The sequence below is a fragment of the Agathobaculum massiliense genome (genome assembly GCF_900291975.1).
GTDB lineage: Bacteria > Bacillota > Clostridia > Oscillospirales > Butyricicoccaceae > Agathobaculum > Agathobaculum ammoniilyticum.
The window spans coordinates 1,889,443-1,906,460 of sequence record NZ_OMPN01000001.1 but is presented as its reverse complement, the minus strand read 5'-3'; the positions used below and the strand labels follow the sequence as shown (position 1 = coordinate 1,906,460).

20 protein-coding genes and 1 other annotated feature are annotated in these 17,018 nt (G+C 60.2%); of the genes, 13 read left to right on the top strand and 7 right to left on the bottom strand.

Annotation, left to right across the window (positions count from 1 at the left end; genetic code table 11):
- The first annotated feature begins 245 nt into the window (after positions 1–245).
- Positions 246–1,790, top strand: a complete 1,545-nt coding sequence (rny, locus tag DBQ51_RS09675; RefSeq protein ID WP_107631422.1) for a ribonuclease Y — start codon at positions 246–248, stop codon at positions 1,788–1,790.
- Between the two features lie 57 nt (positions 1,791–1,847).
- Here the strand turns inward: rny and DBQ51_RS09670 are convergent, their stop codons facing one another.
- The 4 genes from DBQ51_RS09670 to DBQ51_RS09655 all read right to left on the bottom strand — a co-directional run bounded on the left by DBQ51_RS09670 (position 1,848) and on the right by DBQ51_RS09655 (position 4,602).
- Positions 1,848–2,732 carry a DUF4349 domain-containing protein gene (locus DBQ51_RS09670; protein ID WP_107631421.1) on the bottom strand — a complete coding sequence of 295 codons (885 nt, stop codon included), beginning with the start codon at positions 2,730–2,732 and terminating at the stop codon, positions 1,848–1,850.
- Between the two features lie 46 nt (positions 2,733–2,778).
- On the bottom strand, positions 2,779–3,156 hold the full coding sequence (locus DBQ51_RS09665; protein ID WP_054326508.1) for a sulfite exporter TauE/SafE family protein: 378 nt from the start codon (positions 3,154–3,156) through the stop codon (positions 2,779–2,781).
- A complete protein-coding gene (locus DBQ51_RS09660; protein ID WP_054326509.1) occupies positions 3,156–3,515 on the bottom strand; it encodes a sulfite exporter TauE/SafE family protein in 360 nt (119 codons plus the stop codon). Before DBQ51_RS09660 ends, DBQ51_RS09665 begins: the two co-directional genes overlap by 1 nt.
- A gap of 61 nt (positions 3,516–3,576) precedes the next feature.
- A complete protein-coding gene (locus tag DBQ51_RS09655) occupies positions 3,577–4,602 on the bottom strand; it encodes a YeiH family protein (RefSeq protein WP_107632168.1) in 1,026 nt (341 codons plus the stop codon).
- Positions 4,603–4,737: 135 nt separating this feature from the next.
- On the opposite strand from DBQ51_RS09655, the gene DBQ51_RS09650 reads away from it, so the two are divergent.
- Complete coding sequence (locus tag DBQ51_RS09650; protein ID WP_107631419.1) at positions 4,738–5,643, top strand: LysR family transcriptional regulator; 906 nt, start codon at positions 4,738–4,740, stop codon at positions 5,641–5,643.
- Positions 5,644–5,672: 29 nt separating this feature from the next.
- On the opposite strand, the gene prfB is transcribed toward DBQ51_RS09650, so the two are convergent.
- Positions 5,673–6,797 (bottom strand): peptide chain release factor 2, encoded by a 1,125-nt coding sequence (gene prfB / locus DBQ51_RS09645; protein WP_107631418.1) that lies wholly within the window; start codon positions 6,795–6,797, stop codon positions 5,673–5,675.
- Between the two features lie 296 nt (positions 6,798–7,093).
- Here prfB and DBQ51_RS09640 point away from each other — a divergent pair, with 296 nt between their 5' ends.
- Both DBQ51_RS09640 and secA read left to right on the top strand, forming a co-directional pair.
- Positions 7,094–8,023 (top strand): calcium/sodium antiporter, encoded by a 930-nt coding sequence (locus DBQ51_RS09640; protein WP_107631417.1) that lies wholly within the window; start codon positions 7,094–7,096, stop codon positions 8,021–8,023.
- A 115-nt stretch (positions 8,024–8,138) separates the two neighbouring features.
- A complete protein-coding gene (secA, locus tag DBQ51_RS09635; protein WP_107631416.1) occupies positions 8,139–10,895 on the top strand; it encodes a preprotein translocase subunit SecA in 2,757 nt (918 codons plus the stop codon).
- Between the two features lie 61 nt (positions 10,896–10,956).
- Here the strand turns inward: secA and ruvX are convergent, their stop codons facing one another.
- Positions 10,957–11,400 carry a Holliday junction resolvase RuvX gene (ruvX, locus tag DBQ51_RS09630; protein WP_054326511.1) on the bottom strand — a complete coding sequence of 148 codons (444 nt, stop codon included), beginning with the start codon at positions 11,398–11,400 and terminating at the stop codon, positions 10,957–10,959.
- 261 nt (positions 11,401–11,661) lie between these two features.
- On the opposite strand from ruvX, the gene rpmG reads away from it, so the two are divergent.
- The 5 genes from rpmG to rplA all read left to right on the top strand — a co-directional run bounded on the left by rpmG (position 11,662) and on the right by rplA (position 13,934).
- Complete coding sequence (gene rpmG, locus DBQ51_RS09625) at positions 11,662–11,811, top strand: 50S ribosomal protein L33 (RefSeq protein WP_054326512.1); 150 nt, start codon at positions 11,662–11,664, stop codon at positions 11,809–11,811.
- 18 nt (positions 11,812–11,829) lie between these two features.
- Positions 11,830–12,060 (top strand): preprotein translocase subunit SecE, encoded by a 231-nt coding sequence (gene secE / locus DBQ51_RS09620; protein WP_107631415.1) that lies wholly within the window; start codon positions 11,830–11,832, stop codon positions 12,058–12,060.
- A gap of 12 nt (positions 12,061–12,072) precedes the next feature.
- Entirely contained in the window at positions 12,073–12,609 is a 537-nt protein-coding gene (nusG, locus tag DBQ51_RS09615; protein WP_054326514.1) for a transcription termination/antitermination protein NusG, read from the top strand.
- Between the two features lie 95 nt (positions 12,610–12,704).
- Entirely contained in the window at positions 12,705–13,130 is a 426-nt protein-coding gene (rplK, locus tag DBQ51_RS09610; RefSeq protein WP_054326515.1) for a 50S ribosomal protein L11, read from the top strand.
- Between the two features lie 108 nt (positions 13,131–13,238).
- Positions 13,239–13,934, top strand: coding sequence for a 50S ribosomal protein L1 (gene rplA, locus DBQ51_RS09605; RefSeq protein ID WP_107631414.1), 696 nt, complete (start codon positions 13,239–13,241; stop codon positions 13,932–13,934).
- Positions 13,935–13,994: 60 nt separating this feature from the next.
- On the opposite strand, the gene DBQ51_RS09600 is transcribed toward rplA, so the two are convergent.
- Positions 13,995–14,168 carry a ribbon-helix-helix domain-containing protein gene (locus DBQ51_RS09600; RefSeq protein ID WP_107631413.1) on the bottom strand — a complete coding sequence of 58 codons (174 nt, stop codon included), beginning with the start codon at positions 14,166–14,168 and terminating at the stop codon, positions 13,995–13,997.
- A gap of 105 nt (positions 14,169–14,273) precedes the next feature.
- Between DBQ51_RS09600 and DBQ51_RS09595 the strand changes: the two genes are divergently transcribed.
- The 4 genes from DBQ51_RS09595 (at position 14,274) to DBQ51_RS09580 (ending at position 16,965) form a co-directional block, all read left to right on the top strand.
- Positions 14,274–14,537 carry a hypothetical protein gene (locus DBQ51_RS09595; protein WP_107631412.1) on the top strand — a complete coding sequence of 88 codons (264 nt, stop codon included), beginning with the start codon at positions 14,274–14,276 and terminating at the stop codon, positions 14,535–14,537.
- A gap of 19 nt (positions 14,538–14,556) precedes the next feature.
- Positions 14,557–14,724 (top strand) — a sequence feature (ribosomal protein L10 leader region).
- Positions 14,725–14,735: 11 nt separating this feature from the next.
- The gene (gene rplJ, locus DBQ51_RS09590; protein ID WP_107631411.1) at positions 14,736–15,308 is read left to right on the top strand and encodes a 50S ribosomal protein L10; all 573 of its coding nucleotides are present in this window, start codon (positions 14,736–14,738) and stop codon (positions 15,306–15,308) included.
- A gap of 43 nt (positions 15,309–15,351) precedes the next feature.
- Entirely contained in the window at positions 15,352–15,726 is a 375-nt protein-coding gene (gene rplL, locus DBQ51_RS09585; protein ID WP_054326518.1) for a 50S ribosomal protein L7/L12, read from the top strand.
- A 108-nt stretch (positions 15,727–15,834) separates the two neighbouring features.
- Entirely contained in the window at positions 15,835–16,965 is a 1,131-nt protein-coding gene (locus tag DBQ51_RS09580) for an SLC13 family permease (protein ID WP_242977887.1), read from the top strand.
- Positions 16,966–17,018 lie beyond the last annotated feature (53 nt).

The window sequence follows — 17,018 nt, the reverse complement described above, 5'->3', positions numbered from 1 at the left end:
TGCGGCCCCCCTCCACAAGGGCGCAAAACCGTTCTTCTCAAAAAGCGCCAAAATCTGCCCGCTCGCGGACGTGTTTTTCTTGACAGTTTGACCAACAGGCTTTACAATATTTTTAGTATAATACCTGCTGTTATATAGCCTGCGTAAAAATACGCACGGCTTTTTTCAAGGGCATTATAACCGTACCTCTGTCCGACAGGGGGCCACTGCACTCAAAAAAATCAATAGGAGGACACACCAAAGCAATGAACGACATCATCATACCGCTCGTGACCGGTATCGTGTGTCTCGTTGTGGGCGTTGTCATTGGCTTTTTGTACCGCAAGCGTGTTGCGGAAAAAGAGATCGGCTCCGCCGAGACCGAAGCGACGCGCATCATCAACGAGGCCATCAAGGCCGGCGAAACCAAAAAGCGGGAAGCGATTCTCGAAGCCAAGGACGAGATCCACAAGCAGCGCACCGAAGCCGACCGCGAGCTCAAGGAGCGCCGCAACGAGACCCAGCAGCTCGAGCGCCGCCTGATCCAGCGCGAGGAGGCGCTGGACAAGAAAAGCGATACGCTCGAGCGCAAAAACGAAGACCTTTCCCGCCAGCTGGAGGCAGCCCAGAAGGAAAAGGACGACCTGGCCCGTGTCAAGGCCGAGCAGCTCGAAAAGCTGGAGCAGATCGCCAGCATGACCCGCGACGAGGCGCGCGAGATGCTGGTCCAGTCGATCGAGGCTGAGGCCACGCACGACGCGGCGGTTAAGCTGCGCGAGATCAACCAGCGCGTCAGGGACGAAAGCGAACAGACCGCGCGCGAGATCATTTCCACCGCCATCCAGCGCTGCGCGGCCGATCATGTTTCCGAAGCGACCGTATCGGTCGTCCCGCTGCCCAACGACGAGATGAAGGGCCGCATCATCGGCCGCGAGGGCCGTAATATCCGCACGCTCGAAACACTGACCGGCGTGGACCTGATCATCGACGACACGCCGGAGGCCATTACGCTTTCCTCGTTCGACCCTGTGCGCCGCGAGATCGCGCGCCTGAGCTTGGAAAAGCTGATCGTGGATGGACGCATCCATCCGGCACGCATCGAGGAAATGGTGGAAAAATCCCGCCGTGAGGTGGAGCAGATCATCAAATCCGAGGGCGAACGCGCCACCTTTGAAACCGGTATCCACGGCATCCATCCCGAGTTGGTCAAAACGCTCGGCCGCCTGCGCTACCGCACCAGCTACGGCCAGAACGTGCTGCAGCATTCGATTGAGGTCGCGCACATCGCCGGCATGATGGCCAGCGAACTGGGCATCGACCCCGTACCCGCGCGCCGCGCCGGCCTGCTGCATGACATCGGCAAGGCGATCGACCATGAGGTCGAGGGCAGCCATGTGCAGATCGGCGTCGACCTGGCCCGTAAATACAAGGAGGCGCCCGGCATCGTCCACGCGATCGAGGCGCACCACGGCGACGTGGAGGCCAAGACCACCATCGCCTGCCTGGTGCAGGCGGCGGACGCGATCTCCGCAGCGCGCCCGGGCGCGCGCCGCGAGAACCTGGAAAACTATATCAAGCGCCTGGAAAAGCTGGAGGGCATCGCCAACGAAACGCCCGGCGTTTCCAGCTCGTACGCCATCCAGGCGGGCCGTGAGATCCGCATTATCGTCAATCCGGATAAGATTTCGGACGACGCGATGGTGCTGCTCGCCCGCGACGTGGCCAAAAAGATCGAGGATGAGCTGGATTATCCCGGCCAGATCAAGGTCAATATGGTGCGTGAGACCCGCGCGGTCGATTACGCCAAGTAACCTCTGCAAGCAGGAAACAAGGGACAGACGCCCGTCTGTCCCTTGTTTTTTACCCTTTTATGGCTTCGGCTCGTCCGGTGGGGCGCCTTTTTTCCTGCGTCGGCGGAACCGGAGCGCCGCACCGCCGCCCACGCCGGCCACGAGCAACAGCGGCCAGGCCGCGACCGCCCACAGCACCGCGCCGCGCACAAAGCCGGCCAGCCCGCGCCAGCCGCTCTGCGCCGCCTGCATGAGCTGCGCGCCAAAGCCCGTGCCGCCGGAAACCGCGGTCAGCGCCTGCACCTCGCGCAGCGATACCGTGATGGTTGCGAAATCGACCAGGTTATCGTAACGGCGTTTTTCGCCGGTCAGGCTGTCGATCTCATATTCGCAATCCGCCAGGGCGTTTTCCAGCGAGATGATGTCTTCCATCTGGGCGGCCTGGCCAAGCAACTCCACCAGCCGCTCATGCTTGGTCTGCAGCGTGGCCAGGCGCGTTTCGATATCGGTGTACTGCTCGGTCACATCCTCGCTCCAGCGGCTCGACGACACCACATGGCAGGTCTCGCCGAGTTGGGCGAAGCACGTCTCGAATTTCTCCTGCGGCACGCGCAGCGTATAGCTGGCGTACCGGCCGCCCAACTCGCCCGACACGCTGCTCGCCTCGATATAGCCGCCCGCGCCGGCTGCCAGCGCTTCGATATCCGCGCCGGCCTGGTCGAACGACTGCGTCTCCAGCGTCAGATCCGCGGACAGGATGAGCTTTGCGTTTTGCCGCACCGCGGCAAAATCAACCGTCCCGCCGCCCTCCGACGACGCGGCCGCGCTCTCCGTCCAGCCGGCGTTGTTGTCCTCCGCCGCCGACGTGCTGCCGGAAGCGTCCGCGCCACCCGACGCGCCGCAGGCCGTCAGCGCCAGCAGCAGGACCAGCGCAGACAGCAGAGAAAACCCTCGTCTTTTCATATCAGGACACCCCTTTCCCTTTGTTGGTTATCCTGTTAGACGGGGATTATTTTCCCTCCGTTCCCGATTGTTTCCGCTTTGTAAACAGCTCTTTCGCGCCGATATACAGCAGGAACACGCCGAACGCCCGGCGCAGCCATCCGGTATCCATGCGCGCGGCCGCAAGCGCCGCCGCGATCGAGGTCAGCACGCCCGCGGCCACGCACCACTTGACCGCGTCCTTCTGCACCAGCCCGTTTTTGATATGCGAATACAGCGCGGCGGGGGCGCAGGCGATAAAGTACAGCAGGTTGATCCCGCCCGCCTGGTATTGGTCGACGCCTGCAAACAGCGTCAGATACAGCAGCAGGAGCGAGCCGCCGCCAATGCCGAAGCCGGACAGGATGCCGGTCAGCAGGCCGGCCGCCACCGCAATCACCGTCATCACAGCAGCAGCACCGCCCTTACGCCGCCATACAGAATCAGCAGCCCGAACACCCGCCTCAGCCAGACCATGCTCATTTTCTGGAAAATACGGCCTGCAATCACGCCGCCAACCGCGCCGCCCAGCAGATAGGGCCACGCCGCCGCCACATCCAGCCCGCCCTTCATCCAGTAGATCGCTGCCGATACCGCGCTGAGCGGCAGGATGACCGCGACCGAGGTCGCGAACGCGCGGCGCTGCTCCATGCCGCACCAGCTTACCAGCAGCGGCACCAGAAACAGCCCGCCGCCCGCACCGAAAAAGCCATTGGCCGCGCCCGCCAGCGCGCCCGTTACGGCATACCTGGTATTGTTTTTCATAAAAAAGCCCTCCGGCGACAGTTTGCGCCGGAGGGTCCTTTTTTATGTGCGTTTTCCGCCGTTACCAGATACCCAGCACGCGCTGCATCGCCAGGCTGACGCACGCGATGCCGACCCAGCAGCACAGCCCCATCAGGATCGGCTTGCCGCCCGTCCGGACCAGCTTGACGATATTGGTATTCAGGCCGATCGCGGCCATCGCCATGACGATAAAAAATTTGGACAGCGCCTTGAACGGTGAAAAAGCTGCCGCGGGTATGCCCGCCGCCGTGCAGACCGTCGTCACGACCGACGCCAGCACAAAGAACAGGATGAAAAACGGAAAAACCTTTTTGAGCGAAAACGTGCCACTCGTGACGCCGCGCGACTGTCTGGCCTTTGCCGCGCGCCAGACGGCAAGCGCCAGCGTGATCGGGATGATGGCGAGCGTGCGCGTCAGCTTGACGATGGTTGCGGTGTCCAGCGTATTGCTGCCATGGGCCCCGTCCCATGCCGCCGCGGCCGCCGTGACGGACGAGGTATCGTTGACCGCCGTACCCGCGAACAGCCCGAATCCATCGTTCGACAGGCCAAGCGCGCCGCCCAGCGTCGGGAAGGTCAGCGCGGCGATCACATTGAACAAAAAGATAACCGATATCGCCTGTGCAATCTCCTCATCGTCCGCGCCGATGACGGGCGCGGACGCCGCGATGGCCGAGCCGCCACAGATCGAGGAGCCGACGCCGACCAGGGTTGAAATATTGGCCTTCATCTTCAGCAGCCTGCACAGCAGGACCGACATGGCCAGCGAGGTCGTGATCGTGGACACGATGATCGGCAGCGACTGCGCGCCCACCTTGGCGATTTCGGACAGGTTCAGCCCGAACCCCAGCAGGATGACCGCGTATTGCAGGATTTTTTTGGAGGTGAAGGCGATCCCCGCCTGCATCCTGCCCTTATCGTTCCAGAAAAGTGTGAGTGTCATACCGATTAAAATAGCGAACACCGGCCCACCCACAACCGGCGCCGCCTGTCCCAGCAGCCATGCCGGCACCGCAATGGCCAGACACAGCAGCAGTCCCAGACCGTTCTTTTTGAAAAATTCCATCTTTGCGTTACCTCTCTCCACATTGTTTCCCATTTTTGTCTGGAAATAGTATACGCCGCCGCTCTTATTATGTAAAATTATCATTCTTTATTTTATCATAATTTTATGTTATGATAAAGGCAGGAGCTGATCTCTATGTTGGATTTCCGTGTGGATACCTTTCTGGCGGTCTGCCGCTGCATGAGCTTTACGCGCGCCGCAGCCGCGCTGCATATTACGCAGCCCGCGGTCTCGCAGCACATTCGGGCGCTGGAGGCGCAGTACGGCGTCCGCTTTTTTTCCTTTGAGGGGAAAAAGCTGACCCTCACCGACGCGGGGCGGCTATTCCTGCGCACCGCGACCACCATGCGCCACGACGCGCAGCACCTGCGCGACGCGCTGGGCAGCCTGTCCGGCGGCGGGCGGCGGCTGGTGTTCGGCGCGACGCTCACCATCGGGGAATACGTCATGCCCGCCCCGCTCGCGCGCCTGCTGGCCGCGGAGCCGAACGTCAGTCTCCGCATGGTCGTCGCCAACACCGCCGAGCTGCTGCGCGGACTTGATCGGGGCGACATTGATTTTGCGATTGTGGAGGGCTTTTTTGAAAAAAGCGAATACGACAGCCTGTCCTATCTGACCGAACGATATGTAGCGGTCTGCGCGCCCGGCTACCGTTTCCGGCAGCCAGTGCATACCCTGGAGGACCTGCTCGGCGAGCGCCTGCTCACCCGTGAGCCCGGCTCCGGCACGCGGGAGATCCTGGAGCGCCGCCTGCGGGAGCATAACCTGACCGTGCGGGACTTCCGCGCGGTCACCGAAATCGGCAGTCTGAACGCCATCAAAGCGCTCGTCCGCATGGGGCAGGGCGTCGCGTTCCTGTATGAGCCGACCGTCCGCGCCGAGCTGGAAAGCGGCGCGCTGCGTGAGATCGCGCTGTCCGGTTTTCCGGTCCTGCACGATTTCACCTTCCTCTGGCGGAAAAGCAGCGTGTTCGCGCAAACGTACCGCGAGATCTTCGACCTGCTGCGCACCGCGTCCGACAGAAAAAGGGAGGAAGCCTGAGGCTTCCTCCCTTTGATTTGTTTCTGCGGTTATTTGCCAGCCCAGTTTCCGGTCGCCAGCGCGGACAGATACGCGTTGATGAACCCGTCGATCTCGCTGTCCATCACGGCGCCAATGTTGGCGTTTTCAAAGCCCGTGCGCGTATCCTTGGCGAGCGTGTATGGCATAAAGACATAGGAGCGGATCTGGCTGCCCCATTCGATCTTCTTCTGGTCTCCCTTGATGTCCGAAATCTTTTCCAGATGCTCGCGTTCCTTGATCTCGACCAGCTTGGAACGCAGCATGCGCAGGCAGTTGTCCTTGTTCTGGAACTGGCTGCGTTCGGTTTGGCAGGAAACCACGATGCCGGTCGCCTTATGGATCAGGCGCACGGCGGAGGAGGTCTTGTTGATGTGCTGGCCGCCCGCGCCGCTCGACCGGAACACCTGCATCTCGTAGTCCTCGGGCTTGATCTCAAAGTCCGCCGAATCATCCGGAATATCCGGTATGACCTCGACCGCGGAGAACGAGGTATGGCGGCGGCCGGAGGCGTCGAACGGCGAAATGCGCACCAGGCGGTGTACGCCGGATTCACCCTTGAGAAAGCCGTAGGCGTTTTCACCCTCGATCAGGATGTCCGCGCTTTTCAGACCGGCCTCGTCCCCATCCTGATAGTCCATGATCTTATAGGTATAGCCGTGGCGCTCGGCCCAGCGGGTATACATGCGGTACAGCATCTCGCACCAGTCCTGGGCCTCGGTGCCGCCCGCGCCCGCGTGGAAGGACACCAGCGCGTTGTTTTTATCGTATTCGCCGGTAAGCAGGGTGGACAGCTTCTGCTCGGCCACGCCCTCCTCCAACTCCTGATAGCCGCTTTCCAGCTCTTCGAGCATGGACTCGTCGTTTTCCTCAATGGCCATTTCGCAGATGGTCAGCAGGTCCTCGCACAGGCTGCTCATACGCTCATAGGCTTCAATCTTGCCCTTGAGTGCGCCCATGCGGGAGACAATCTTCTGGCTCTCCTCCGGATTGTCCCAAAAGCCGGGCTGGGCGGACTTGATTTCCAGCTCCTCCACCTCGCGCTTTGCCTGCTCCATGCCCAGCGAGCGGTACAGTTCCTCCAGCTCGGGCTTCAGATTGTTCAGCTTGACCTTGTATTCCTCGAATTGCAGCATGCAAAATGCTCCTTCATGAATTTTTCAGTACCTTATAGTATAACGGCCCATCCCGCAAATGTAAAGATTTTTTCCAGTTTTGCTTGACAAATGCGGCGCCAGTCTCTATATTTAGGTCTGTATAAGTAAAAGGGAGTAGCTCACGCGCCTGTCCGGTGCGTGGTCGGCATCGCCATACCCGGCTGTTTTGGCAGCCCGTGTCGTTCCGGAAGCAGCGAGACTTTTATTGCTCAAGGCGCAATAAAAGTCTCTTTTTTTGCGTACAAATATGTTATTTTTTCTTAGGGGTGTTTTTTATGCAGTCATTCATCATGCTTGTTCTCGGCTTCGCGCTGCTCGTATGGGGCGCGGACAAATTTGTCGCGGGCGCGTCCGCGCTGGCGCGGCGGCTGGGGGTGTCGCCGCTGCTCGTCGGTCTGACCATTGTGGCGTTCGGCACCTCCGCGCCTGAGCTGGCGGTCAGCGTGACCGCCGCGCTCCAAGGCGCCAATGAGATCGCGGTCGGCAACGTCCTGGGCTCCAACCTGTTCAACCTGCTGGTCGTGGCCGGCCTTTCCGCGCTGATCTGCCCGCTGGTGATGGACCGCACGCTACTGCGGCGCGACTGGCCGCTGTCCCTGCTGGCGGCGGTCATGCTCTGCGCGATGATCGCGCCCGACCTGACCCTCTCGCGGCTCGAGGGCGCGGTGCTGCTCGCTGTGTTCGCACTGACGCTGTTCCTACAGATCCACGCCGCGCTGACGGGCCGCAGCCCGCTCGACGACGCGGCCGAGGATATCGTCATGCCGCCGCTGATGATCGGCGTGAATATTCTGCTCGGCCTTGCATGCATCATCCTAGGTGGGCAGCTCGCGGTAAGCGGCGCGACCGGCGTCGCGCGCATGTTCGGTCTGTCGGAAACGCTGATCGGCCTGACCATCGTGGCCATCGGTACGTCGCTGCCCGAGCTGGTAACCTCGCTGGTCGCCGCGCACAAGGGACAGAATGAAATCGCCATGGGCAACGTGATCGGCTCCAACATTTTCAACATCCTGCTGATCCTCGGCGTTTCGTCCGTGATTACGCCGATTCCGGTGCTGTCCACCTCGATCGTGGACTGCCTTGTCCTGATCGGCATCACCATCGTTTTTTACCTGCCCGCGCGCAGGGGCCGGCTCGGCCGCTTCCCCGGCGCATTGATGGCGCTGTGCTACATCGCATATACCGTGTATCTGATCGCGCGGTAGGCCACGCCCCCTGTTCACAAAAAATTTGTTTGTATCCGCGTATATATGTGGTATAATAGGTCTGATATGATGAAAAAGGGACGCGTATTCCCTCCTGAAAGGCTGAATCAAACAGATGGCAAATTTTTTGACCAAACTCTTCGGCTCCCATTCGAGTCATGAGCTGAAAAAGATCAATCCCATCGCGGACAGGGTCGACGCGCTGGAGGAGCAGTATAAAAAGCTGTCCGACGCCGAGCTGCGCGCCAAGACCGACGAGTTCAGGACCCGCTACCAGAACGGCGAAACGCTCGACCAGCTCCTGCCCGAGGCGTTCGCCACCTGCCGCGAGGCGGCGTGGCGCGTGCTGGGCATGCGGCACTACCGCGTGCAGGTTATCGGCGGCATCGTGCTGCACCAGGGCCGCATCGCGGAGATGAAAACCGGCGAAGGCAAGACGCTGGTCGCCACCCTGCCCGCATACCTCAACGCGATTGCCGGCAAAGGCGTGCATATCGTCACGGTCAACGACTACCTCGCCAAGCGCGACAGCGAGTGGATGGGCAAGGTCTACCGCTTCCTCGGCCTGACCGTGGGTCTGGTGATCCATGAGGTCGAGCCGGCCCGACGCAAAGCCATGTACGAGGCGGATATCACCTACGGTACGAACAACGAGTTCGGCTTCGACTACCTGCGCGACAATATGGCGATCTACAAGCAGTCCATGGTGCAGCGCGGCCATGCGTTCGCCATCGTGGACGAGGTGGACTCCATCCTGATCGACGAGGCGCGTACCCCGCTGATTATTTCCGGCCAGGGCGAGCAGTCCTCCGCGCTGTACCAGCTCGCGGACCGCTTCGCGGCCGGCCTCAAGCAGCTTCGCGTCAAGGAGGTTGACGCCAAGGAGGAGCAGGACGATATCGACGCGGACTATATCGTGGACGAAAAGGCCCGCACCGCAACCCTGACCCCGCACGGCCAGGCCAAGGCGGAGGCGTATTTCCAGGTGGCCAATCTGTCCGATCCGGAGAACACCACGCTGCAGCACCACATCAACCAGGCCATCAAGGCGCGCGGCGTCATGCAGCGCGATGTGGACTATGTCGTGCGCGACGGGCAGATCATCATTGTCGACGAGTTCACCGGCCGCCTGATGTTCGGCCGCCGCTATAACGAGGGCCTGCACCAGGCGATCGAGGCCAAGGAGGGCGTCAAGGTCCAGCACGAGAGCAAGACGCTCGCCACCATCACCTTCCAGAACTATTTCCGCCTGTACGGCAAGCTGTCCGGCATGACCGGCACCGCGCTGACCGAGGAGGAGGAGTTCCGCCACATCTACAAGCTGGACGTAATCGAGATCCCCACCAACAAGCCGGTCGCCCGCAAGGACAATCCGGACGCGGTGTACAAGAACGAGCGCGGCAAGATCAAAGCCACCATCGCGCGCATCGAGGAATGCCATGCCAAGGGTCAGCCCATCCTGGTCGGCACGGTGTCCATCGAGAAATCCGAGGAGCTATCCAAGATCCTCAAGGCCAAGGGCATCAGGCACACCGTCCTGAACGCCAAGTATCACGAGCGCGAGGCGGATATCGTCGCGCAGGCAGGCAAGCCGGGCGCGGTCACGATCGCGACCAACATGGCCGGCCGCGGCACGGACATCATGCTCGGCGGCAACGCCGAAACCATGGCGCTCGACGAACTGAAGAAGGGCGATTACACCCCCGAGCTGCTCTACGAGGCCAACGGCCACGCGGAAACCGACGACCCCGAGGTACTCGCCATCCGCGCGAAGTTTGAAGAGCTGTACCGGAAATACAAGCAGGAAACCGACGCGGACGCGGAAAAGGTGCGCGCGGCAGGCGGCCTGTATATCCTGGGTACCGAGCGGCACGAATCCCGCCGCATCGACAACCAGCTCCGCGGCCGTGCCGGCCGTCAGGGCGACCCGGGCGAATCCTCGTTCTATATCTCGCTTGAAGACGACCTGATGCGCCTGTTCGGTTCGGAAAAGATCCAGAATATGATGGATTCCCTCGGCATCGAGGAGGACGAGCCGATCGACCAGAAAATCCTGTCCGGCGCGATCGAAAACGCGCAGAAAAAGATCGAATCCCGCAACTTTGCCACCCGTAAGCATGTGCTTGAGTACGACGACGTGCTCAACACCCAGCGCCAGACCATCTACAGCCAGCGCCTGCAGGTGCTTGAGGGCAAGGATGTCAAAGACAGCATTGTCAAAATGATCGACGACACCATCGCCCGCGCGGTACACGCGGCGGTCGGTGAGCATACCGTCATCGAGCCTGCGATGGTCGAGCAGGCACGGCGACCGTTCCTCGGCGTATTCCTGCGGCCGGAGGACTGCACGTTCACGCCCGAGGAGTGCGACGACCTGACCGCGGACCAGCTCACCAACGTGCTGGCGGACCAGGCGCACCGCGTCTACGAGGCAAAGGAGCAGGCGCTCACACCGCCAATCATGCGCGAGCTGGAGCGCGTGGTGCTGCTGAAAAATGTGGATACCAAGTGGATGGACCATATCGATGCGATGACCGAGCTGCGCAACGGCATCGGCCTGCGCGCATACGGCCAGCACGATCCGGTGGTCGAGTACAAGCGCGAGGGCTTCGACATGTTCGACGCGATGATCGACGCCATCCGCGAGGACACCGTGCGCATGATCTTCCTGGCGCAGGTGCGCACCCGCGAGGAGCCCAAGCGCGAGCAGGTCGCCAAGGAGACGAGCGCCGCCGGCGCGTCCGACGGCACGGCCAAGCCCGAGCCCAAGCGCGTGGGCAAAAAGATCGGCCCGAACGATCCGTGTCCGTGCGGCAGCGGCAAAAAGTACAAAAAGTGCTGCTACCTCAAGGCGGATAACCCATATAAATAAAAGCGCCCCGCGGCCTGCCGCGGGAAAAAGGAGGGCGGCCCGCCGGGCTGCCCTCCCCTTTTTATTCCTCCCGCCTGCCGCCGGCCTGTTGCTGCCGGCGTCTGAAATCCAGATAGCCCTGCAGGATCAGCGACGCGGCGACCGCGTCCACACTCTCGCGGTGCTTTTTGCTCTTTTTGCCGCTCTGGTGCAGGATATCGTGCGCGGCGACCGTGGTGCGCCGCTCGTCCCAGAGCGTCACCGGCCGGCCGGTGCGCTCCTCCAGCGTGCGCGCCAGTGCCTCGCACTTTTCCGCGCGCGGCCCCGCCGTGCCGTCCATGTTTTTCGGCCAGCCCAGCACGATCTCCTCGATCCTGTTTTCCGCGACAAATGCCACCAGCCGGTCCACCAGCCTTTCATAATTCCATTCGTGGATGACGCTCGGCGAGCCGGCCAGAAAGCCCGATGGGTCGGAAACCGAAAGGCCGGTACGCGCGTCGCCGTAATCGACGCCCAAAATACGCATATGTATACTCCTATATCTTGTGGTTAAACTCAGTATATCATAAAAACATAAAAATTTCAGCACTTTTTCGCAAAAAAACCTTGACCGCCCACCACCCCCATGCTATACTGAAAGAACCTATGCAGGTTCTTTTTTTGCGCCCATTTTTCGCGTGTCTCGGAAAATGGCGCCGGAACACTGGCAAAGGGAGGCAAACAGTCCCGCGCCCATGCCGCAGGGGTATGGGATGGGGCGAAATATTAAAAGGAGGTGCCGTTATTTATGCGCGTTAAGATTACGCTCGCCTGCACGGAGTGCAAGCAAAGGAACTATGACACGAACAAGAACAAGAAGAACGATCCGGACCGTCTGGAAATGAACAAGTACTGCCGTTTCTGCCGGAAGCACACGCTGCACCGCGAGACGAAGTAAGAGAAAGGAAGTAGCTTCATGGCTGAAGAAACCAAGGTTAAGAAGCCCAGTCTCTTTGCACGGATTGGCAAGTGGTTCCGCGAACTGAAAAGCGAGTGCCGCAAGATCGTCTGGCCCACCCGCCAGCAGACAGTGAACAATACGCTTGTCGTTATCGCCTGCGTTATCGTCATCGGTATCTTTATCTGGATCCTTGACCTCGTATTCAATCTCGGCATCCAGACGCTGCTTACGCATTTCGCCGCCTAAAAGGAGGCATTTATGTCAGACGCTGCAAAATGGTATGTGGTCCACACATACTCCGGCTACGAAAACAAGGTAGCCTCTTCGATCGAAAAAGCGGTCGAAAACCGCAAGCTGCACGACCTGATCCCCGCGGTCAACATCCCGACCGAGACCGTCACCGAGGTCAAGGACGGGAAAAGCCGCGAGGTCGAGCGCAAGCTCTTCCCGGGCTATGTGCTCGTCAAGATGGTCATGACCGACGAAACCTGGTACCTGGTCCGCAACACGCGCGGCTGTACCGGCTTTGTCGGACAGGACAAGTCCGGCGGCTCCAAGCCGATCCCGCTGACCGAGGACGAGATCGCCGCGATGGGCGTGGAGAAGCGCGAGATCGAGGTCAACTACGCAGTGGGCGACAGTGTGCGCGTCATCGACGGGCCGCTGGCCGGCTTTATCGGCGTCGTTTCGGCCCTTGAGCCGGACAAGAACAGGGTAAACGTCACGGTTTCCATGTTCGGGCGCGAAACCCCTGTCGAGCTTGAGCTCGACCAGGTGGAAACACTCGAGGAGTGATCCACCGGAACGCACGTTCCGTTTTCACGGCAAGTGGGAGAGTATGAACGCATACTCGCCAGCCACCACATTTTTTGAAGGAGGAACCTTTCGACATGGCACAGAAAGTAGTAGGTTATATCAAGCTCCAGATTCCCGCGGGCAAGGCGACCCCGGCTCCCCCGGTCGGTCCGGCCCTCGGCCAGCATGGCGTTAACATCATGGCCTTTACCAAGGAATTCAACGAGCGCACCAAGAACGATGCCGGCATGATTATTCCGGTTATCATCACGGTCTACGCGGACCGTTCGTTCAGCTTCATCACCAAGACCCCGCCGGCGCCGGTCCTCATCAAGAAGGCCTGCGGCATCGAATCCGGTTCGGCTGTACCGAACAAGACCAAGGTCGCCAAGCTTTCCAAGGCGGACTGCCAGAAGATCGCGGAGACCAAGATGCCCGACCTGAACGCCGCTTCCCTGGAAGCCGCGATGAGCATGATCGCGGGTACCGCGCGCTCGATGGGCATTACCGTCGAGGAATAATTTAAGAATAAGCTGAATGGATTTTGACCGCGCTTTTTGCAGGCGCCGGTCAAAGTGGGAGGGTTAGGTTTAGCCTATTCCCGCATTACCACTTAAGGAGGATTTATTGTGCATAAAGGTAAAAAGTATGTAGACAGCGCAAAGACGATCGACCGCACCCGTCTGTACGATCCGTCCGAGGCGCTCTCCACCGTTATTTCGACCGCAAAGGCCAAGTTCGACGAAACCATCGAGCTGCACGTCAAGCTGGGCGTTGACTCCCGCCACGCGGACCAGCAGGTGCGCGGCGCGATTGTGCTGCCGCACGGCACCGGCAAGAACGTGCGCGTCGCTGTTTTCGCCAAGGGCCCCAAGGCGGACGAGGCGCTGGCCGCCGGCGCCGATATCGTAGGCGCGGAGGACCTGATGGAGCGCATCCAGAAGGAGAACTTCTTTGAGTTTGACGTGGTTATCGCCACGCCGGACATGATGGGCGTTGTCGGCCGCCTGGGCCGCGTGCTCGGCCCCAAGGGCCTGATGCCGAACCCGAAGGCGGGTACGGTTTCCATGGACGTTGCCAAAGCCGTTCAGGAGTCCAAGGCCGGTAAGATCGAGTACCGTCTGGACAAGACCAACATCATCCACTGCCCGATCGGCAAGGCGTCCTTCGGCGCGGAAAAGCTGCAGGATAACTTTGACGCGCTCATGGGCGCGATCATCAAGGCCAAGCCGGCCGCGGCCAAGGGCCAGTATATCCGCTCCTGCGTCGTGGCCTCCACCATGGGGCCGGGCGTCAAGGTGAACGCGGCGAAGATGATGGGCTAAGCCCCATTGCGGCATAACCGACCCACAGGGATGCAAAAAGCGCGCCATACGGCGCGCTTTTTATTTTTCGGGGATTTCATAATGGTATTTCTTGAGCAGGTCCTCGATGGCTTCGTCCAGCAACCGAGATTTGGGAATCCGCGTCTGCTGTGCCAAGCCATCAAACAGAGGAACCAGCTCATTTTTCAGCGATGAAGTAAAACGTTTTCTATATTTCAAGTACGGTTCAGCCATAATAGCGCCCTCCTGCCTACTATTATACCGATGCAATAAGTTTAATGTAATTGGTTGCAAATAGTCATTATATAGTGTATACTTTGAGCAAGGAGGGGATATTCTATGCGCAACCGAAACGACTTCCGCTGCAAGGACTGCAGGTATTATCAGACGCTGTTCCTCTATCACGAAAATATGGAAGACTATTACGAAACTGATTACGGCTTGTGCGTTGACTTCGATGTTGCCCGCCCCGTGCGCTTTGACGAGGACGCCTGCGGCTATTTCCGGCGCAGGGACCTCACCCCCCGCGAGGAGTACGAGGAATATCTGGACGAGCTGCGCAGGCCCGAACTTTCGGATGATTTTTATTTTAAATCCCCTTGACAGCACCGCGCTTTTCGGATATAATATATGAGCTTGGTCAAAGACAGCTGGCAGCCGCATGGCTTTAATGGCGTTCCCCGCCGCCCGCCGAGGTCAACACGGAACGGATTTTTTAGGATCCTTTATGAGGTTTTCTGTGTACCCTCCCTGTGTCTTTGCACCGGGAGGGTACTTTTATTTTTTAGGAGGTGAATTAAGATGCCGAATGCAAAGGTTCTGGAGGAAAAGAAAGCTCTGGTCGCTTCCCTGGTGGAGAAGATCAAGAATTCTCCCGCCGGCGTCCTGGTGGATTACAAGGGCATCAACGTTGAGGATGACACCAAGCTCCGCCGCCAGCTCCGCGAAGCGGGCGTTGAGTATATGGTCATCAAGAACACCCTGATCCGCTTTGCCGCCAAGGAGCTGGGCTTCGACGCGCTGGACGAACACCTGAACGGTACTTCCGCGCTGGCGATCTCCACGTCCGAGGACGTGATCGCGCCCGCGAAGATCCTGGGCGACTTCGCCAAGACCCACGAGAACTTCACCATCAAGGCCGGTTACCTGGAAGGAAAGGTAATCGACACGGACGAGGTGAAGAAGCTGGCCAACATGCCGAGCAAGGAAGTCCTTGTCGCGCAGGTTCTGTACAGCTTCAATTTCCCCATTATGCAGCTTGCTATTGCCTGCGACGCTATTGTTAAAAAGGCGGAGGGCAACGAGGAGATGAAGGTGGCCGAGCTGGTCGCCGCGAAGGCTCCGGCTGCGGAGGAAGCTCCCGCTGCGGAATAATTAAAAAATCATTGACAAATCACTTATAATGGAGGTTTATCCCATGACTGTTCAGGAGATTATGGATGCTGTAAAAGAGCTCAAGGTTATGGAGCTCTCTGAGCTGGTAAAGGCTCTGGAAGAAGAATTTGGCGTTTCCGCTACGCCTGTTGCTGTTGCCGGCGTTGGCGGCGGCGCGGCTGACGGCGCTGCGGCTGCCGAGGCCAAGACCGATTTCGACGTTGTTCTGGTTGAGGCTGGCTCCTCCAAGATCAACGTAATCAAGGTTGTCCGCGAGATCACCGGCCTGGGCCTGAAGGAAGCCAAGGAGAAGGTTGATTCCGCTCCGCAGACCATCAAGGAGGCCGCTCCGGAGGCTGAGGCGAACGAGATCAAGGAGAAGCTGGAGGCTGCCGGCGCCAAGGTCGAGCTCAAGTAAGCCGCTTTTCTGCTTGACGGAAACGGCAGGTATTGCTCACGCAATACCTGCCGTTTTTTGCATCCATTCCGCACCTGTATCAGAGAAATGAGAAAGAGGGAAAATGTTGTGCATTCTCTTCCGACGCGCCTTTGCGCCTTCCTGCGGCGGGAGGCGGTGCTGTCCATCGCGCTGCTCTGCGCGGCCCTGTCCATGCTGGCCGTGCCGCCGGACGCGGGCTATGCCGGCTATATCGACCTGCGCGTGCTGTGCCTGCTGTTCTGCCTGATGGCGGTGGTGGCCGGCCTGCAGCAATGCGGCCTGTTCCAGGTGCTTTCCCAGCGCCTGCTGTCCGGCCGGAAGCAGCTTCGCCTGCTCTACCTTGTGCTGACGCTGCTGCCGTTCTTCTGCTCCATGCTGATTACCAACGATGTGGCGCTGCTCACTTTCGTCCCGTTCACCGTGCTGGTACTCGGCCGCATCAGCAGGACGGAGGCGCTCGTCCGCGTGGTGGTGCTGCAAACGCTCGCGGCGAACCTGGGCAGCATGGCGACACCGGTCGGAAACCCGCAGAACCTGTTTCTGTGCTCGTATTACACGCTGTCTTTCCGCTCGTTCCTGTCCGTCGTCCTGCCGCTGGCCGCAGCCAGTCTGCTGGCGTTGTCCGCGGCCGCGCTCGCCACGCCGGGCGAAACAATCGAAATCGCTTTCCCGCGCCGCGAGTCCATCACACAGCCACGCCTGTTCGTCCTGCTGTGCCTGCTGTTCGTGCTGTGCCTGCTGTCCGTGGTGCATGTGCTGCATTACGGCGTCCTGACCGGCGTCGTCCTGCTGTGCCTGCTGCTGTTTGCGCGCGGGCTGTTCGCCCAGGTGGATTACGCGCTGCTCGCGACGTTCGTGTGCTTTTTCATCTTCGCGGGCAACATGGGCCGCATCGAGCCTGTGCGCGGCGCGCTCGAGCTGCTGATGGGGCGCAGCTCCTACTGGACCTCGCTCGCCGCCAGCCAGGTAATCAGCAACGTACCCGCCGCCGTACTGCTCTCCGGCTTTACGGGCAACTGGCAGGCCCTGCTGGCGGGCGTGAACGTCGGCGGGCTGGGTACGCCGATCGCCTCGCTTGCCAGCCTGATCTCGCTCAAGCTGTACTTACGCGCCGAGGGCGCCTCGCTGCCGCGCTTTCTGGCCGTGTTCGCCGCCGCCAACCTCGCCGGACTGGCGCTGCTCTCCCTCCTTGCCGTCCTGCTCGGCCTGACCGGATGAAAACGGCGCGCGCGGGAAAGTTCCCGCATTGTCTTTCCTTTTCCGCGTTTTTC

Bases quoted from the DNA above. Each gene is read 5' to 3' on its own strand.
- DBQ51_RS09670 (WP_107631421.1), bottom strand. From the start codon at position 2,732: ATGAAAAGACGAGGGTTTTCTCTGCTGTCTGCGCTGGTCCTGCTGCTG.
- DBQ51_RS09600 (WP_107631413.1), bottom strand. From the start codon at position 14,168: ATGGCTGAACCGTACTTGAAATATAGAAAACGTTTTACTTCATCGCTG.
- rplJ (WP_107631411.1), top strand. From the start codon at position 14,736: ATGCCGAATGCAAAGGTTCTGGAGGAAAAGAAAGCTCTGGTCGCTTCC.
- prfB (WP_107631418.1), bottom strand. From the start codon at position 6,797: ATGCTGCAATTCGAGGAATACAAGGTCAAGCTGAACAATCTGAAGCCC.
- DBQ51_RS09660 (WP_054326509.1), bottom strand. From the start codon at position 3,515: ATGAAAAACAATACCAGGTATGCCGTAACGGGCGCGCTGGCGGGCGCG.
- DBQ51_RS09640 (WP_107631417.1), top strand. From the start codon at position 7,094: ATGCAGTCATTCATCATGCTTGTTCTCGGCTTCGCGCTGCTCGTATGG.
- rny (WP_107631422.1), top strand. From the start codon at position 246: ATGAACGACATCATCATACCGCTCGTGACCGGTATCGTGTGTCTCGTT.
- rpmG (WP_054326512.1), top strand. From the start codon at position 11,662: ATGCGCGTTAAGATTACGCTCGCCTGCACGGAGTGCAAGCAAAGGAAC.
- rplL (WP_054326518.1), top strand. From the start codon at position 15,352: ATGACTGTTCAGGAGATTATGGATGCTGTAAAAGAGCTCAAGGTTATG.
- nusG (WP_054326514.1), top strand. From the start codon at position 12,073: ATGTCAGACGCTGCAAAATGGTATGTGGTCCACACATACTCCGGCTAC.
- DBQ51_RS09655 (WP_107632168.1), bottom strand. From the start codon at position 4,602: ATGGAATTTTTCAAAAAGAACGGTCTGGGACTGCTGCTGTGTCTGGCC.
- secE (WP_107631415.1), top strand. From the start codon at position 11,830: ATGGCTGAAGAAACCAAGGTTAAGAAGCCCAGTCTCTTTGCACGGATT.
- rplK (WP_054326515.1), top strand. From the start codon at position 12,705: ATGGCACAGAAAGTAGTAGGTTATATCAAGCTCCAGATTCCCGCGGGC.
- secA (WP_107631416.1), top strand. From the start codon at position 8,139: ATGGCAAATTTTTTGACCAAACTCTTCGGCTCCCATTCGAGTCATGAG.
- DBQ51_RS09665 (WP_054326508.1), bottom strand. From the start codon at position 3,156: ATGACGGTGATTGCGGTGGCGGCCGGCCTGCTGACCGGCATCCTGTCC.
- ruvX (WP_054326511.1), bottom strand. From the start codon at position 11,400: ATGCGTATTTTGGGCGTCGATTACGGCGACGCGCGTACCGGCCTTTCG.
- DBQ51_RS09595 (WP_107631412.1), top strand. From the start codon at position 14,274: ATGCGCAACCGAAACGACTTCCGCTGCAAGGACTGCAGGTATTATCAG.
- DBQ51_RS09650 (WP_107631419.1), top strand. From the start codon at position 4,738: ATGTTGGATTTCCGTGTGGATACCTTTCTGGCGGTCTGCCGCTGCATG.